This is a genomic window from Marinobacter sp. THAF197a (genome assembly GCF_009363275.1).
GTDB lineage: Bacteria > Pseudomonadota > Gammaproteobacteria > Pseudomonadales > Oleiphilaceae > Marinobacter.
In genome coordinates this window covers 1,642,659-1,659,489 of the sequence record NZ_CP045324.1, presented here as the reverse complement: position 1 = coordinate 1,659,489, position 16,831 = coordinate 1,642,659, and the positions used below count along the sequence as shown (strand labels likewise).

At 57.7% G+C, this 16,831-nt stretch carries 11 protein-coding genes and 4 tRNA genes; 4 read left to right on the top strand and 11 right to left on the bottom strand.

Annotation, left to right across the window (positions count from 1 at the left end; all coding sequences use genetic code 11):
* Positions 1-53: 53 nt before the first annotated feature.
* The 7 genes from clpX to FIV08_RS07700 all read right to left on the bottom strand — a co-directional run bounded on the left by clpX (position 54) and on the right by FIV08_RS07700 (position 4,233).
* On the bottom strand, positions 54-1,337 hold the full coding sequence (gene clpX, locus FIV08_RS07730; RefSeq protein WP_106695492.1) for an ATP-dependent Clp protease ATP-binding subunit ClpX: 1,284 nt from the start codon (positions 1,335-1,337) through the stop codon (positions 54-56).
* A gap of 76 nt (positions 1,338-1,413) precedes the next feature.
* A complete protein-coding gene (clpP, locus tag FIV08_RS07725; RefSeq protein ID WP_058090435.1) occupies positions 1,414-2,049 on the bottom strand; it encodes an ATP-dependent Clp endopeptidase proteolytic subunit ClpP in 636 nt (211 codons plus the stop codon).
* Between the two features lie 164 nt (positions 2,050-2,213).
* Positions 2,214-3,518, bottom strand: coding sequence for a trigger factor (gene tig / locus FIV08_RS07720; RefSeq protein ID WP_152437912.1), 1,305 nt, complete (start codon positions 3,516-3,518; stop codon positions 2,214-2,216).
* Positions 3,519-3,734: 216 nt separating this feature from the next.
* Positions 3,735-3,819: transfer RNA gene (locus FIV08_RS07715), tRNA-Leu, on the bottom strand.
* Between the two features lie 68 nt (positions 3,820-3,887).
* Positions 3,888-3,963: transfer RNA gene (locus FIV08_RS07710), tRNA-His, on the bottom strand.
* A gap of 84 nt (positions 3,964-4,047) precedes the next feature.
* Positions 4,048-4,124 (bottom strand) — tRNA-Arg (locus tag FIV08_RS07705).
* Between the two features lie 32 nt (positions 4,125-4,156).
* A tRNA-Pro gene (locus FIV08_RS07700) sits at positions 4,157-4,233 on the bottom strand.
* A 247-nt stretch (positions 4,234-4,480) separates the two neighbouring features.
* Here FIV08_RS07700 and folD point away from each other — a divergent pair.
* Positions 4,481-5,356, top strand: a complete 876-nt coding sequence (gene folD / locus FIV08_RS07695; protein WP_152437911.1) for a bifunctional methylenetetrahydrofolate dehydrogenase/methenyltetrahydrofolate cyclohydrolase FolD — start codon at positions 4,481-4,483, stop codon at positions 5,354-5,356.
* A gap of 292 nt (positions 5,357-5,648) precedes the next feature.
* On the opposite strand, the gene FIV08_RS07690 is transcribed toward folD, so the two are convergent.
* From FIV08_RS07690 to FIV08_RS07680, 3 genes are all read right to left on the bottom strand, one after another.
* Positions 5,649-7,829 carry a malate synthase G gene (locus tag FIV08_RS07690; protein ID WP_152437910.1) on the bottom strand — a complete coding sequence of 727 codons (2,181 nt, stop codon included), beginning with the start codon at positions 7,827-7,829 and terminating at the stop codon, positions 5,649-5,651.
* Between the two features lie 151 nt (positions 7,830-7,980).
* On the bottom strand, positions 7,981-9,366 hold the full coding sequence (gene cysS, locus FIV08_RS07685; protein ID WP_152437909.1) for a cysteine--tRNA ligase: 1,386 nt from the start codon (positions 9,364-9,366) through the stop codon (positions 7,981-7,983).
* A complete protein-coding gene (locus tag FIV08_RS07680; RefSeq protein ID WP_152437908.1) occupies positions 9,366-11,045 on the bottom strand; it encodes a glutamine--tRNA ligase/YqeY domain fusion protein in 1,680 nt (559 codons plus the stop codon). Before FIV08_RS07680 ends, cysS begins: the two co-directional genes overlap by 1 nt.
* Before the next feature lie 159 nt (positions 11,046-11,204).
* On the opposite strand from FIV08_RS07680, the gene FIV08_RS07675 reads away from it, so the two are divergent.
* Entirely contained in the window at positions 11,205-11,705 is a 501-nt protein-coding gene (locus FIV08_RS07675; protein WP_061330959.1) for a peptidylprolyl isomerase, read from the top strand.
* Entirely contained in the window at positions 11,702-12,433 is a 732-nt protein-coding gene (gene lpxH / locus FIV08_RS07670) for a UDP-2,3-diacylglucosamine diphosphatase (RefSeq protein ID WP_152437907.1), read from the top strand. Before FIV08_RS07675 ends, lpxH begins: the two co-directional genes overlap by 4 nt.
* 29 nt (positions 12,434-12,462) lie before the next feature.
* Here the strand turns inward: lpxH and FIV08_RS07665 are convergent, their stop codons facing one another.
* Complete coding sequence (locus tag FIV08_RS07665; protein ID WP_152437906.1) at positions 12,463-14,796, bottom strand: PQQ-dependent sugar dehydrogenase; 2,334 nt, start codon at positions 14,794-14,796, stop codon at positions 12,463-12,465.
* Positions 14,797-14,965: 169 nt separating this feature from the next.
* Here FIV08_RS07665 and FIV08_RS07660 point away from each other — a divergent pair, with 169 nt between their 5' ends.
* A complete protein-coding gene (locus FIV08_RS07660) occupies positions 14,966-16,825 on the top strand; it encodes an LTA synthase family protein (RefSeq protein WP_152437905.1) in 1,860 nt (619 codons plus the stop codon).
* The last annotated feature ends 6 nt before the right edge of the window (positions 16,826-16,831 follow it).

Sequence of the window (16,831 nt, the reverse complement as noted above, 5' to 3'; positions counted from 1 at the left end):
AGGGGCGATAGTCGCCCCTTTTCAATGCACTGCCAAATACCCACAGAACAGAGTCAGTCCTCGGGTACCGCCTTGGCATGGTCACTGCTTGCGTAGATTTTGAATGGCTCAGAGTCACCACTGATGACACTGGCATCAATCACCACCTTGGAGACATCATGTTCAGATGGAATCTGATACATGGTGTCCAGCAGTGTGGCTTCCATGATTGAACGGAGGCCCCGGGCGCCGGTTTTACGCTCCATCGCCTTGCGCGCCACGGCACGCAGTGCGTCTTCCCGGAAGTCCAGCTCCACGCCTTCCATATCAAACAGTTTCTGATACTGCTTGGTCAGCGCGTTCTTGGGCTCGGTGAGGATCTGCACCAGGGCTTCTTCATCCAGCTCTGTCAGCGTAGCAACCACCGGCAAACGGCCAACAAACTCCGGAATCAAGCCAAACTTCACAAGGTCCTCGGTTTCGACATCGCGGATGATGTCACCGGTATTCTTGCTGTCGTCCTGGCTCTTCACCGTTGCGGAGAAGCCTATGGAACTGCGCTCCGAACGCTCCTGGATCACTTTCTCCAGGCCGGCAAAAGCGCCACCGCAAATAAACAGCATGTTGGTGGTGTCTACCTGCAGAAACTCCTGCTGCGGATGCTTGCGACCACCCTGGGGCGGAACCGACGCGACCGTACCCTCGATCAGTTTCAGGAGCGCTTGCTGCACACCCTCACCCGACACATCACGGGTGATGGAGGGGTTATCGGATTTACGGGAAATTTTGTCGATTTCGTCGATATAGACAATGCCGCGCTGCGCCTTTTCTACATCGTAGTCACACTTCTGCAGCAGCTTCTGGATGATGTTCTCGACATCTTCACCCACATAGCCGGCTTCGGTGAGCGTGGTGGCGTCTGCAATGGTGAACGGCACATTCAGCATCCGGGCCAGCGTCTCAGCCAGCAGGGTCTTGCCACTCCCGGTCGGACCGATCAGCAGGATGTTACTCTTACCCAGTTCAACGTCGCTTTTGCCTTCGCCATAGCGCAGACGCTTGTAGTGGTTGTAAACCGCGACAGACAACACAACTTTGGCGCGATCCTGGCCAATCACATATTCGTTCAGGGTCTCGCGGATTTCCGCCGGCGTGGGAAGACGATCGCTGGCCTCTTCCTGGGCGTTTTCCTGAATCTCTTCGCGAATAATGTCGTTGCACAGGTCAACGCACTCGTCGCAGATGAACACCGAGGGCCCTGCAATGAGCTTACGGACTTCATGCTGGCTCTTTCCACAAAACGAGCAGTACAGCAACTTGCCGTTATCGTCGCCTCTGCCGTTTCTTTCATCTGCCATTGAAATACCTCTGTTCTTCGTTGGTCGGCGCAATCAAACAATACGCCGACCAGGGATGATGCGATGACTTTCAGTATTATTTATTCGGTACGCGCTTATCAAGTATTGTATCGATCAACCCGTACTCTTTCGCCTGCTGCGGATCCATGAAATTGTCGCGGTCAGTGTCGCGCGCGATGGTCTCCAGATCCTGGCCGGTGTGTTCCGCCAGCAAGGTGTTGAGGGTATGGCGAATCTTCAGGATTTCGCGAGTATGAATCTCGATATCCGTCGCCTGCCCCTGGTAACCACCCAGCGGCTGATGAATCATCACCCGGGAATTCGGCAGGCACGCCCGTTTACCCTTGGTGCCCCCTGACAGCAGGAAGGCGCCCATGCTGGCCGCCTGGCCGATACACAAGGTGGCAACATCCGGCTTTACAAACTGCATGGTGTCGTAGATGGACATACCGGCAGTCACAGAGCCGCCTGGGCTGTTGATATAAAGGTGGATGTCCTTGTCCGGATTTTCGGATTCCAGGAACAGCAGCTGAGCAACGACGAGGTTTGCCATGTGGTCTTCGACCGGGCCAACCAGAAAAATCACCCGTTCCTTGAGCAGCCGGGAATAGATATCAAAGGAACGCTCTCCGCGTGCCGTCTGTTCAATTACGATCGGCACCAGACCGGCGTTGGTTATCATTGTAGGGCCATCAAACGGTTTCTGCGTCATGTGCGCCTGAACTCCTTATGGACAATGGGCATGGACTCCTGTGGCAGGATATCCGGAAGTGATCGTCAGGATACCCTTATACTCTGCCACCAGTGAGCCCAGATGAAAACAGCCGGACACGCCGGCTGTTTCCAGAAAGCGACTCCGGGCCAGGCCCGGGGCCATCAGCGCTGGGGCTGACCGGCCTGAACCGCTTCTTCGTACTTCATTTTCTTCTCTTTCACTTTGGCCTGACCAAGCACATATTCCACCACGGCATCTTCCAGAACAGATGACTCGATCTGAGCTTTCTGGTCCGGGTTGTTGGTGAAGTGCGCAACAACCTCTTCAGGCTGTTCATACGTAGATGCGATCTCCTGGATCTTTTCATCCACCTGGGCCGGCTCGGCCTTCAGGTCGTTCTTCTTGACCACTTCCTGGAACAACAAACCAGTCTTCACGCGGCGCTTGGCCTGCTCTTCGAAGATTTCCTTGGGCAGCTGCTGGAAGTCAACCTGGCCACCAAAACGCTGAACGGCATCCTGACGCAGGCGATCAATTTCCTGATCCACCAGGGCAGCCGGAATCTCCAGCTCGGTGGTTTCCAGCAGTCCGTCAACAACGTCGTTCTTGACCTTGTTGGACACCGCCTGCTTGAGCTCGCGCTCCATGTTTTTCTTCACTTCTTCACGGAAGGTCGCTTCGTCTTCGGCTTCAATACCGAACTTCTTGAAGAACTCCTGGTCCAGTTCCGGCAGCTGCGGCTCTTCTACCTTGTGGATCTTGATATCGAACTTGGCAGGCTTACCAGCCAGGTCTTCGTTGTGGTAGTCCTCGGGGAACTCCACTTCGATTTCCAGATCTTCACCGGCCTTACCACCAACAATGGCCTTTTCGAAGCCCGGGATCATCTGACCAGAACCCAGAGTCAGACGATGGCCTTCAGCGGCGCCGCCTTCAAACTCTTCACCTTCGATGAAGCCTTTGAAGTCGATGGTCAGAACATCTTTGTTCTTGGACTTGCGCTTGACTTCTTTCATCGTGGCCTGCTGACGACGCAGGTTGTCAATCATGGTATCGATGTCTTTGTCGGTCACTTCAGCAACCGGCTTCTCTACCTCAACCTTGGACAGGTCACCCAGCTCGATTTCAGGCAGCACTTCGAAGATGGCCACGAACTCGAGGTCTTTGCCCTCTTCCATGGTTTTCGGTTCAAACTTCGGCCAGCCAGCCGGGTTGATATCCTGCTCCTGCAGTGCCTTGATGTAATGGTCGCGCATGGCCTCGCCAACCACTTCCTGGCGAACGCTGTCACCGAAACGACGCTTGACCACGCTCATGGGCACCTTGCCAGGACGGAAACCGTTCAGGCGCACGGAACGGGCAGTTTCCTGCAGGCGTTTCTGAACCGCCTGATCGATTTCCTGGGCGGGCACACCAATCGTCATGCGACGCTCGATGTTAGAGGTCGTTTCAACAGACACTTGCATGGAAGTTCCTCAAATTACAGATTCTGTAGGTGAATGAAAATTAAGACAAAACCCTGTTCAAAGCGACAAGCCCGAAAGGGACGCAAAATTAAAAGCCGGTAGTTTATCACGGTTTACCCCACCGAGAGAATCACCCGGTAAGGCTGAATATCGCTTTGAGACCAGCGCCACAACCGACATAGACAAAAATGGGGACATTACTGAAAAAAGAAAGGGTGGTGCGAGAGGAGAGACTCGAACTCTCACGGGTTGCCCCGCTGGAACCTAAATCCAGTGCGTCTACCAATTCCGCCACTCTCGCGTATCTGGCACTGTACCGAAACGACCAAACGCCGTACAGACAGGCAGAAAAACAAACAAGGGGAAAAGTGGGGTGGACGAAGGGGTTCGAACCCTCGACCGCAGGAGTCACAATCCTGAGCTCTACCAACTGAGCTACGTCCACCACATCAGGGAGGTGCCTTTGGCACTCACTACTGCTTGCTTCAACTTTGCTGGTTTGGCGATCCGGTCCGGACTCACGACTTGATGGCGCGCCCGGCAGGACTCGAACCTGCGACCATCCGCTTAGAAGGCGGATGCTCTATCCAGCTGAGCTACGGGCGCTTGACCGTTCGCCCACCTGAATATCCAGAAAATGGTCGGGGTAGAGAGATTCGAACTCCCGACATCCTGCTCCCAAAGCAGGCGCGCTACCAGACTGCGCTATACCCCGTTTCGACTGAACAACAAGTGCCTCAGCAAAGTTGGCGCGCATATTACCGGCGGCTGAGGCATCCGTCAACAACGATTTCAAAAATCATAGAGATAACGTTGCCTAAGAAGACCCGGGCAGGCACAAAAAGTTCCCCACGGAGCTTTGCCTGAGTCCCGGTTCAGCGCATTGGCGTAAATGCTGAAGCATGAGACAATGCCCGGCCTTCACTTCTTCACTATTCATGCCCAACCGACAAGACGGAAACATGAGCGCCAAACTGATTAACGGAAAAGAGATCGCCGCCCGGGTTCGACAACAGGTGGCTGCGGGCGTACAGGCCCGGAAAGCCAAAGGCCTGAGAGCACCCGGCCTGGCAGTGGTTCTGGTGGGCAACGACCCCGCCTCCCACGTGTACGTGGGCAATAAACGCAAAGCCTGCGATGAAGCGGGCATTCTGTCGCTGTCCTATGACCTGCCCGAAGACACCTCTCAGGCGGCCCTGGAAGCACTGATTGATGAGTTGAACGAAAACCCCGCCGTAGATGGCATCCTGGTTCAGCTCCCCCTGCCCTCACACCTGGACGCCGACCCGATTCTGGTGAAGATTCGCCCGGATAAAGACGTGGACGGCTTTCACCCTTACAACATCGGCCGCCTGATGCAGCGCAAGCCCTGCCTGCGCCCTTGTACACCGGCCGGCGTGATCACCCTGCTCGACTCCATAGGCACGCCCTACAAAGGTCAGCACGCGGTGATTGTGGGCGCCTCAAACATCGTGGGTCGCCCCATGAGCATGGAACTGCTGCTGAAAGGCGCCACAACCACCGTATGCCACCGGTTCACCGGCAATCTGGAGAAGTTTGTGGGTGAGGCGGACATCCTGATTGCCGCCGTCGGTAAGCCCGGCATCATCAAAGGCGAGTGGGTAAAACCCGGCGCCACCGTGATTGACGTGGGCATCAACCGCATGGACGACGGCAAGCTCTGCGGCGACGTAGACTTCGCCGCAGCCGCCGAACGCGCCGCCTACATCACCCCGGTGCCGGGCGGCGTAGGCCCCATGACCATCGCCACCCTGCTGGAGAACACCCTTTACGCGGCGAATGTGCTTCACAAGGGTCAGTCCCCGAACGGGGACTGACCCGCTTTTGCCTGTCCTTGCCCTCAAGCTCGAGCCCATGGGTCTAAAAAGGGTCAGTGCCACAAGGGTCAGTCCCCAAAGGGGACTGACCCACCTTTGCCCGTCCCTGCCCCGCAGCTCGAGCCCATGGGTCCAAAATGGGTCAGTCCCCATGCGGGGACAGACCCTGGGGGACAGCCCCCAATACCCAGCGTCAGTCCACGAGTGGAAGTCAGCAAAGGTGGGTCAGACCCCGTTCGGGGTCAGACCCAAAAAAACCCGCCGAAGCGGGTTTTTTTGAACGCGGAGCAGATTACTGCCCGTACTTGGCCTTGGCCTTCTGGCGGTAGGCGTGCAGAAGCGGCTCGGTGTAACCAGCCGGCTGCTCACGGCCTTTCAGAACCAGATCCACAGCTGCCTGGAAGGCGATGCTGTCGTCGAAGTTCGGGGCCATGTTGCGGTACGCGGCATCACCGGCGTTCTGCTTGTCTACTACGGCAGCCATGCGCTTCATGGTTTCCATGATCTGCTCTTCGGAGCAGATACCGTGGTACAGCCAGTTGCACAGCAGCTGTGAAGAGATACGCAGGGTCGCGCGGTCTTCCATCAGGCCTACATCGTTGATGTCCGGCACCTTGGAACAGCCCACGCCCTGGTCGATCCAGCGTACAACGTAGCCAAGGATACCCTGGGCATTGTTGTCCAACTCCTGCTGGATGTCTTCCGCGCTCAGTGAAGACGGATCGTCCATCACCGGAACCGTCAGGATGTCGTCCAGAGACGCCCGCTGACGGTTAGCCAGCTCTTTCTGCACATCAAACACGTTCACCTGGTGGTAGTGGGTGGCGTGCAAGGTAGCGGCCGTCGGCGACGGAACCCAGGCGGTGTTGGCGCCAGACTTCGGGTGGCCAATCTTGGCTTCCAGCATGCCGGCCATCAGGTCAGGCATGGCCCACATACCCTTACCAATCTGCGCTACACCAGACAGACCCGCTTCCAGGCCGATATCTACGTTCCACTGCTCGTAGGCGTTGATCCAGGTAGCCAGCTTCATCGGGCCCTTACGGATGAACGGACCCAGCTCCATGGAGGTGTGAATCTCGTCGCCGGTGCGGTCCAGGAAGCCGGTGTTAATGAACACGGTGCGATCTTTGGCAGCGTGGATACAGGCTTTCAGGTTCACCGTGGTACGGCGCTCTTCATCCATGATGCCCACTTTCAGGGTAAAGCGCGGCAGGCCAAGCGCATCTTCAACACGACCGAAGAATTCGTTGGTGAACGCCACCTCTTCCGGACCGTGCTGCTTGGGCTTAACAATGTAAACAGAGCCCTTGGTGCTGTTCTGGAACTTGCCATCAGCCTTCAGGTCGTGAATGGCGATCAGTGAAGTGACCAGGCCATCCATCAGGCCTTCCGGAATCTCGTTACCGTCTTTCAGCAGGATGGCCGGGTTGGTCATCAGGTGGCCAACGTTACGAACGAACAGCAGGCTGCGGCCCTTCAGGGTCAGTTCGCTGCCATCAGCACCGGTGTAGGTGCGGTCGCCGTTCATACGGCGAGTCATCATCTGGCCGCCCTTCTCGAAGGACTCTTCCAGGTCACCTTTCATCAGGCCGAGCCAGTTCTTGTAGGCTACTACCTTGTCGTCTGCGTCTACCGCCGCAACGGAGTCTTCGCAGTCCATGATGGTAGTCAGGGCAGATTCCATCAGCACGTCTTTGACGTTGGCACCATCGTCTTTGCCGATCGGATGGCTGGCATCGATCTGGATTTCAAAGTGCATGCCATTCTTCACCAGCAGAACGCCAGTAGGGGCATCGGCGGCACCGGTGTAGCCAACAAAGCCGGACTCGTCTTTCAGGCCGGTGACTTCACCATTCTGCAGTTTCACCGCCAGCTTGCCGCCATCAATGTAGTATTTTGCGGCATCCTTGTGGCTGCCGGACGCCAGGGGCGCTGAGCCATCCAGCAGATTACGGGCCCACTCGATAACCTTGGCACCACGTACCGGGTTGTAACCGCGGCCTTTCTCGGCACCGTTTTCTTCAGAGATGGCATCGGTGCCATACAGCGCATCGTACAGGCTACCCCAGCGCGCATTGGCGGCGTTCAGGGCAAAACGGGCGTTCATCACCGGAACAACCAATTGCGGGCCGGCCATGGTAGCGATTTCCGGATCTACGTTGGCAGTAGAGATTTTGAAATCGGCGGGCTCATCGACCAGGTAACCGATCTCTTTCAGGAACGCCTTGTACTCAGCCATGTCCAGCTTCTGGCCCTTGTGGTCACGGTTCCAGGCATCCATCTTTTCCTGGAGGGCGTCACGCTTGGCCAGCAATTCGCGGTTGCGCGGAGCCAGTTCGTTCACAATTTTGTCGAACTCGGCCCAGAATTTGTCAGCGTCAACACCGGTGCCCGGGATCGCTTCGTTATTTACGAAATCGTACAGATTCTTGGCGATCTGGATGCCGCCAACTTGAACGCGTTCTGTCATCGTTGCTTGCCTCAATGGGTTTGTAGTTCCCGACTCCCCTTCTAGCGCCACGGGCGCGGGGCATTCTGATTTGAGCGCCGCATTGTACGTGAAATTCCCTACAAGGTCATTCCCATGCAGCACAATGCGGCTTTAGGTGTAATGGTGCGATTCAGGCCCGGCGCCAGGTGGTGCCTTCGCGACTGTCGTCCAGAATAATACCCTTTTCGAGCAGCTCATCCCGGATACGATCGGCCCCAGCAAAATCTTTCGCTTTGCGGGCATCGGCGCGGTCCTGAATCATGGCCTCAATATCTTCAGCCGTCAGTTCACTACCGGTATCGGCCTGGAAGAAAGCTTCCGGGTCTTGCTGAAGCAGCCCCAGCACGCCACCCAGACGAACCAGAATGGCTGCGCTGCGCTTGGCCTGCTCGTCATCGCCTTCACGGCGGTGATGATTGATGTCGTTGGCCACGGCATGCAAAACCGCGATGGCACCGGCGGTATTGAAATCGTCGTCCATCACTTCGGCGAACCGGTGATCGTGGTCGGTCTCCGGCACGTCACTGTCCTTGGCCGGGGTAATACCCCGCAGGGCATGATACAGCTTGGTCAACGTCCGCCCTGCCTCAGCAAGACTTTCCTCGGAATAGTCCACCTGGCTGCGATAATGGCTGGAGACCAGAAAGTAGCGCACCACTTCCGCCGGATACTTTTCCAGGATTTCCCGGATGGTAAAGAAGTTGCCCAAAGACTTGGACATCTTCTCTTTGTTCACCCGAATGGCGCCGGCGTGCATCCATGTATGTACAAACTTGTGGCCGGTGGCACATTCCGACTGGGCAATTTCGTTCTCGTGGTGCGGGAACAGCAGATCCGGCCCGCCACCGTGAATGTCGAAGGTTTCGCCCAGGCACTTGGTGGACATAGCCGAGCACTCGATATGCCAGCCCGGCCGGCCATCGCCCCAGGGAGACTGCCAACTCACTTCACCAGGCTTGGCGGCCTTCCACAAGGCAAAATCCGCAGGACTACGCTTGGCTTCCTGCACATCCACCCGGGCACCGGCCACCAGGTCTTCGAGTTTTTTCTTGCTCAGTTTGCCGTAGTCCGGGAAGGAATCCACCGCGAAATACACGTCACCGTTATCAGCCGCGTAGGCATGGTTGCCCGCAATCAGCGTCTGGATCATGGCGATGATATCGTCGATGTAGGCGGTAGCCCGCGGCTCATCGCTGGGAGCCAGCACACCCAGGCGAGCTTCGTCTTCATGCATGGCGTGAATCATGCGGTCGGTCAGGTCGGTGTAGACCTCACCATTTTCATCGGCCCGGCGCAGGATCTTGTCGTCGATGTCGGTGATGTTACGCACGTAAGTCACATCATAGCCACGGTGGCGCAGGTAACGGGTAACCACATCGAAGGCCACCAACACCCGGGCGTGGCCCAGGTGGCAGTAGTCGTAGACCGTCATGCCACACACGTACATGCGTACCTTACCCGGCTCGATGGTCTTGAACGCTTCCTTCTGCTGCGTCAGCGTATTGTAGATACGCATTACTTGCCTCCCTTGCCCCAGGAATCCCGAAGTGTGACTGTCCGGTTGAACACCGGCTTGCCGGCCTTGGCTGTCAGCTCCTGATCACAGAAGAAATAGCCCTCACGCTCGAACTGATACGGTAAATCGGTCCTTGGCTCGGCCAGACTTTTCTCAACCCGCGCGCCCTTCAGCACCACCAGAGACTCCGGGTTCAGGTGATCCAGGAAGTCACCTTCCTTGTCGCTGTCCGGGCTCTCGTGGTTAAACAGTCGGTCATACAGGTTGATATCGGTTTCGATGCTGTCATTGGCCGATACCCAGTGAATCACGCCGTTAGGCTTGTAACCTTCCGGGTTCACACCCAACGTGTTCGGATCGTACTCGCATTTGAGTTCAACGATCTCACCGCTGTCATCGCGCACCACCTCTTTACAGGTCATCACGTAACCGCCGCGCAGGCGCACCGCCTGCTCCGGCGCCAGACGTTTCCACTTACGCGGCGGCTCCACCTCAAAGTCTTCCCGGTCAATGTACAGGGTCTGGCTCCAGGTGACGTCCCGCTCACCCATCTCCGGCTTCTGCGGGTGCACCGGCAAGGTCAGGGTTTCGGTCTGATCAGCCGGGTAGTTGGTGAGAGTCACTTTTAGCGGGCGCATGACGCACATGGCGCGGGGCGCCCGGTCGTTCAGGTCTTCCCGGATGGCATACTCCAACATGCCCACATCAACGGTACCACCAGCTTTGTTAACACCGATCATGTCGCAGAAGCTGCGAATGGATTCCGGGGTGTAACCACGGCGGCGCATGCCGGAAATAGTCGGCATACGCGGATCGTTCCATCCGTCTACCACATGTTCGTCCACCAGGCGCTTCAGCTTGCGTTTGCTGGTGATGGTGTAATTCAGGTTCAGCCGCGCAAACTCAATCTGGCGCGGATGGCACGGAACGGTGATGTTATCCAGCACCCAGTCGTACAGGGGGCGGTGGTCTTCGAATTCGAGCGTACACAGGGAGTGAGTAATCCCCTCCAAGGCATCAGAAATCGGGTGGGTGAAGTCGTACATCGGGTAGATGCACCACTTGCTTCCGGTCTGGTGATGGTCGGCGTAGCGAATGCGGTAAAGAATCGGGTCCCGCAGGTTGATGTTCGGGGAGGCCATATCGATCTTGGCCCGCAACACCAACTCGCCGTTCTGGAACTTACCGTCGCGCATGTCACGGAACAACTGCAGGCTTTCTTCCACCGGGCGGTCCCGGTATGGGCTGTTCTTGCCGGGCTCCTTCAGGGAACCACGGTATTCAGCCATCTGCTCAGCATTCAGTGCACACACATAGGCCTTGCCTTTTTCGATCAACTCCTCGGCAAAGGCGTACAGCTGGTCAAAGTAATCTGAGGCGTAACGTACGTCGTCCGCCCACTCGTAGCCCAGCCACTCGACGTCCTGCTTGATGGCATCGATGTATTCCTGACTTTCCTTTTCCGGGTTGGTGTCGTCAAAGCGAAGGTTACACTCGCCACCGAAGGTTTGCGCAATACCAAAGTTCAAGCAGATCGACTTGGCGTGACCAACGTGCAGGTAGCCGTTGGGCTCCGGCGGAAAACGGGTAACGACCTTGCCAGTGTGCTCACCCTTGGCGATGGCGTCTTCGATCAGGCTCTGAATAAAATTGTGGGCTTTCTTCGACTCGGCGCTCATACAATCTCTGTCAACGGGGAATGGATCCGGGGAGCACGGTCCGGCTCCCTTAAACCGCCTATTATACTCACAAATCGTTGCCGGACTCATGCACAGGACGAAACTCTTGAGTACAATGCAACCTTCAGACCCACAACCCCTATTTAACAGGACGACCTGATGATTCTGCTGCAGACCAACCACGGTGATATCAAACTGGAACTGGACTACGAAAAAGCCCCGGAAACCGCAAAGAACTTTGAGCAGTATGTTCGCGACGGCTTTTACGACGGTCTGATCTTTCACCGTGTCATCAGCAACTTCATGGTTCAGGGTGGCGGCTTTGAGCCGGGCATGACCCCACGCAAAACCCGCGACCCCATCCAGAACGAAGCCGACAACGGCCTGAGCAACATGGTCGGCACCATTGCCATGGCCCGCACCATGGACCCGCACTCCGCTACGGCCCAGTTCTTCATCAACGTGGAGAACAACGGATTCCTCGACCACACCGCCAAGAATGCCGAGGGATGGGGCTACTGTGTGTTCGGCAAAGTGGTTGACGGCATGGAGACCGTAAACAACATCCGCGCCGTTCGCACCACCATGCGTGCCGGCCACCAGGACGTGCCATTTGAGGACGTCATTATTGAAAAGGCCGAGGTTCTGGAGGACGCGTGACCACGCTGTTTATCTCGGATCTGCACCTTGAGGAGTCGCGCCCGGATATTACGGACGCGTTCCTGACGTTCCTGCGAGAGAAGGCAGCAGGGGTTGAGCAGCTCTACATTCTGGGCGATTTTTTTGAGGCCTGGATTGGTGACGACGAGCGCACACCGCTTCAGGAGCAGGTTGCTGGCGCCCTGAAGCACCTCAGCGACAGCGGCACCCATATCTTCCTGATGCATGGCAACCGGGACTTCCTGATCGGAGAAGAATTCTGCCACCGGTCCGGCGCCACCCTGCTGGACGACCCGACGGTGATCGATCTGTATGGAACGCCTACTCTGCTGCTGCACGGCGACAGCCTGTGCACTGCCGATGTGGAATACCAGAAATTCCGCGCCAACATGCGCAACCCGCAGATGCAGAAGATGATGCTGGCCCGCCCCCTGGAAGACCGCCAGCAAATGGCAAAGCAATTACGGGCGCTGTCGATGGCCAAGAACCAGGGCAAGGCGGAAGACATCATGGATGTGACGCCAGAGGAAGTAGTCAAGGAGCTCGAAGCCCACGGCGTTCAGCTGATGATTCATGGCCACACCCATCGTCCGGCCGTGCACCACCTCGAAGCCAATAACAAACCAGCGCGCCGGATTGTGCTCGGTGACTGGCACAGCCACCTTTGGTGGCTGGAAGTACAGCCCGGCAAGGAAGCTGAGTTGAAAAAGCAGCCCCTGCAGCCTTGATGCCGCAGGGGTCGCCCCTTCCTCAGGCCTTACCCGTCGGTGGGCTCCCGATAGGTTTCCAGACGGCGCAGCCAACCCGGCAACCAGCGTTCCCGCTCTATGGCCTGCTCTGCCAGCTCGGCGCGCCGGGTAAGCACCCGGCCCGCGGCTTCCCGAAAGCGATCCAGCGGGCGAAGCCCCGGGCTCTTATCCATAGCCTGCAAGACCTGCAACAACCCCCAACCTTCGCCCTCATAGCGCTCCGTTTCTGAAAGCCCTTCGCCCTTGAAGTTGACGTAGTCCATCAACGCGTAGACACCACCGGGCGTTTGCCCAAGCTGCCACAAGCGTTCCCGAATAACCGGCCGCTGCGCTTCGGGCGCGGCATTAACCACCGTTTCCAGGGAGCGGGCGGCGCGTTCCTGGATAAAGCGCACCTGATAACCGCGGGTTTCATACAGGAGTGCCCGCAGCGCCTTTACCTCATCGGTCGCACTCGAACTACTGAGAAAACCGGCACGGTCTGGCCAGGGCGCGCCTTGGGTGCGGGCGTCTTCCAGCCAGCCGGGAAGCTGCACACCGCGATCAACCATAAAGTCCAGAAGCGCCGGGAAACTCTCGGTAAAACGTCCGCTTTCGCCCTCCGGATACCAGATAAAGTGGCCAATCCCCAACGAAGGAAACGCTTCGCCCTCATTCCAGTGCACCAGGCATTCATGCCGCCCGGCACATTCGTTTCGGAAAATTCGTTCTCCAACCCAGGCCAGCTCTTCGGCCGTCAACGTCATGGCCTGTGCCTGCTCCAGCACCTGGCCCGACACTCGCAGCAACCGCCCATCGGCTGAGTCGGTCAAGAGATACAGGGCGCCGTCGGGCCCTTGCCGCACATCGCGGATACGCTCACCAAGCTCAGAAAACAGGCGCTCGCTTTCCACAACCCGGCCCTCGCTGAGAACAACCCGATGCACACTCTTATTGGCCAGGGCGCCGACAAACAGGTTGCCTCGCCAATGGGGGAACTGATGGCCGTCATACAATGTCAGGCCCGATGGTGCGATGGACGGCGTCCATGACCACAGGGGTTGCTCGGTACCCTCGTATCGTTTGAATGGCGTTACCATGGCACCGGTATAGTCACGGCCATCGGTGGCCAACGGCCAGCCGTAATTGCGCCCGGCCCGGATCAGGTTGATCTCGTCACCGCCACGGGGGCCGTGTTCGTGAGCGATGACCCGGTCATTACCGGCATCGTAGACCAGCCCCTGAACATTTCGATGCCCCAGGCTGAAGATCTCCGGCAGAGCGCCGTCCACCTGTACGAACGGATTATCCGCCGGAATGGAACCGTCCGGATTCAGTCGCACGATGGTGCCCAGATGGCTGGACAGTTTCTGTGCTTCCTCCCGAAAATCGAAGCCATCCCCCAGGGTTACCAGCAAGGTGCCGTCGGCCAGCCAGGCCATGCGCCCACCGTAATGGGCATCACCATATTTACCCGGCCTGGCCCTGAAGATTTCCCGCACTTGCATCAGTTCGCTTCCGACAAGCTGGCCACGGGCGACGCACAGATGATTTTCCCGAACCGTGCCACAGGCATAGGCGAGGAACACACCACGACGTCGATCATCCCCCGCCCTGCCATCAAAGCCGGGCTCGAGTAGCACATCAAACAATCCGGCCTGGCCGGAGGCGAATACGTCCGGGACACCCGACACCTGCACCTGATGCCCATCCGGCGATACTTTTTTCAGTTCTCCAGCGCGCTCGGTCACCAGAAAATCACCCCCTGGCAGGAACGCCAGCGACCACGGGTGATCAAGCCCTTCAGCGACCACGTCTATCCGATAATCGGCCGCTTCCTGGGCCAATGTCGGCTCCGGAGCGCCCACGCCGGCCAATACCAAGAAAGGTGCTATCAGACCATGACGGGCCACGGTCATGGTCATCTTGCCCGTCAGTTGCGCAAACACCCATCCCGCTACCGCTGCGGTCCCCAGCATCGCCAACAGCCCGGGCAGGGTTCGGGTTGCTGCGATCAGTGTCGGCATGGGCGCCAACACATCAACCAGGGCCAGCGTTGCCCACAACGCAAGAGCTCCACCAAGGGCATACCAGAAATCCCGGTAGGGCCAGCCCAACAACCGGAGCAATCCCGCAGTTACCAGGAAGCCCGGAACCAATGCAGCGGCCAGCAGCACCCCATAGACAGGCGCGAACCCAACCAGGTCCTGCCCCATGACAACGAGGCGATCCACCAGGCTGAACGAGGCCCCAAGGGCCGACAACGCCGACAGGTTGAACTGAGTCTGCACCAGACTGCCGAGAAACGCGCCGCACACCACCGCGATGGCTCCCGCAATTACGATTTGGACACTTTTTTTCATTCCCCTGCGCTTCCCGTAATGATGATTTTCTGACAAAGGCTCTGATAACGAAGGAATTTTCAGAAACTTCCCGGCCATCTGATCCGTTACCTTAGCAAGCTCCAGCGGTTGAAGCACAAGCCTCTTGCCTCATACTGTTCATATAACGCAACTGACACGAGTGAACCCTATGACAGGGAACCGGGCTTCTCTTGCAGCCTGTTTCATACGCACCTTCTTCCTTGCCTGGATCTGGCTGGCAGTGATTCGCGGCCTGCTGATCATTCAAAGCGGGGTACTCCCGAGCCTGCCCGGTACCCTGGGCGGCGACGTTGCCGGGGCTTTTTTGCTGGCAGTATTCCTGCATCTATCGGTTGGCGTTGTCCGCGCCCTGTTGATCACCGCCCTGGGCGTCGCACTCTATGTGGCCGGCATGCACCTGACAGCCCATGGCACGCTTTTCCAACTGGCCTTCGCCGGCAAGGGTATGGACAGTACGTTCATTACCGGCAGCCTGCTCAACATCTATCTGATAACCCTCCCGGGCTACCTCGTGCTGGCCTGGCTGTTGCACTGGCTGCATCGAAAATGGGTGCCCACTTCAGAGCGTGCGCCAGTCCTGCTTATCAGTTCCGCCGTTCTGGTCACCGGCCTCTACACTCTGTCGTTTCCGAGCCTGACGACACCCGCCAATAATGTGGTGGCCAGCACTGTCGCCCAGGTTCCAGGTACGTTGCTCAATCCGGTTGGCACTGCTATCGGTGACGAAACCACTGAACTCAGTGAGCAACTGGACAGACGAACAAACTTTTTCCACCAACAAACCAGCAACTTTCAGAATCCCGAGCCACCCAATGTTCTGTTGATCATGATCGAGGGGCTGTCCGGAGGCTACCTGCCGAAAATCAGCCAATATCACAACCTTCAGCCCATCGTCTCTCTCGACACTCTGGAGGCGACGTTCGACGCCTTCGGTTTCCGGGTCTACAACAACGTGCTGAGCATGGAACGGCAGACGGATCGCGGCACCTTTGCCCTGGTGTGTGGGCGCTACCCCGACTTGCGCCGGCCATCGGAGAAGATGTTGGCCGTCGCGGAAGACAAAGCCAATCCCGACTGCCTTCCGGGGAAGCTGAAAGATCAGGGCTACACCACCGCTTACTGGCAAGCTGCGCCAATCGAATACATGAAAAAAGATCAGTTCATGCCCCGGGCGGGCTATGAGAACGTCACCGGCGCAGAGGCATTTGGTCACGCGCAGGAACAGGATGGCTGGGGACCGCCAGACCCGACGTTCTTCCCGGACATTGCTGAACGCCTGAGTGAACTGGATAGCCAACGCGGCCCCTGGTTTGTCACAACCCTGAATGTCGGCACCCACCATCCGTTCAACATCGGACCAGAAGCCGAACAGGAACTGGAAGCCGAGCAGGCCAACCAATCTCCTTCTGAAGAAACAACGGGGCTCCCTGCCACCCAGATGGCTCGCAAAAAGGCCATGGTGGTCATGGCCAACTCCCTAGAACGCTTTCTGACACAGCTTGAGCAGGAAGGACTGCTGGACAACACTCTGGTGATTGTCACATCCGATGAATCCGGCGGCTTTGTTCGCGACGACCATGAGACCTTGCCGCTGAACAGCAACCTCGGCGTGCTGGCCATACGCTCGCCGGGCCGGCCAGACCTCAGTGAATTCGCACCGGAAAACCGGATTGTTGCCCAGTTCGACATCCCGATGACCATTCTGGATGCTACGGGCAACGGCCACCTGGCCGGGGACATGCTTGGCCGAAGCCTGCTGTCTGAGCCGACGGAGCCTGCTCGCGACCTGATGCTGGCCGACACCTACACCGGCATGAAGTACTTTCTCCGGGAATCCGGCACCCTACTCGCCTGTACCGAATTGACTACCCGCTGCAGCAACTGGGCGTTCGATCCAGACAGACTGTTCGGAAGCCTGCAACAAACCGAAGACGAACCCTTCCTGTCCTTCGATGAGCGCCTGGCACTGCTGGAGAAAGCCACACTGCTGACCCAGGAAGGCGAATAACGTGCT

Coding starts and splice junctions, on each gene's coding strand:
- clpX (WP_106695492.1), bottom strand. CDS start 1,337: ATGGCAGATGAAAGAAACGGCAGAGGCGACGATAACGGCAAGTTGCTG.
- clpP (WP_058090435.1), bottom strand. CDS start 2,049: ATGACGCAGAAACCGTTTGATGGCCCTACAATGATAACCAACGCCGGT.
- tig (WP_152437912.1), bottom strand. CDS start 3,518: ATGCAAGTGTCTGTTGAAACGACCTCTAACATCGAGCGTCGCATGACG.
- folD (WP_152437911.1), top strand. CDS start 4,481: ATGAGCGCCAAACTGATTAACGGAAAAGAGATCGCCGCCCGGGTTCGA.
- FIV08_RS07690 (WP_152437910.1), bottom strand. CDS start 7,829: ATGACAGAACGCGTTCAAGTTGGCGGCATCCAGATCGCCAAGAATCTG.
- cysS (WP_152437909.1), bottom strand. CDS start 9,366: ATGCGTATCTACAATACGCTGACGCAGCAGAAGGAAGCGTTCAAGACC.
- FIV08_RS07680 (WP_152437908.1), bottom strand. CDS start 11,045: ATGAGCGCCGAGTCGAAGAAAGCCCACAATTTTATTCAGAGCCTGATC.
- FIV08_RS07675 (WP_061330959.1), top strand. CDS start 11,205: ATGATTCTGCTGCAGACCAACCACGGTGATATCAAACTGGAACTGGAC.
- FIV08_RS07665 (WP_152437906.1), bottom strand. CDS start 14,796: ATGAAAAAAAGTGTCCAAATCGTAATTGCGGGAGCCATCGCGGTGGTG.
- FIV08_RS07660 (WP_152437905.1), top strand. CDS start 14,966: ATGACAGGGAACCGGGCTTCTCTTGCAGCCTGTTTCATACGCACCTTC.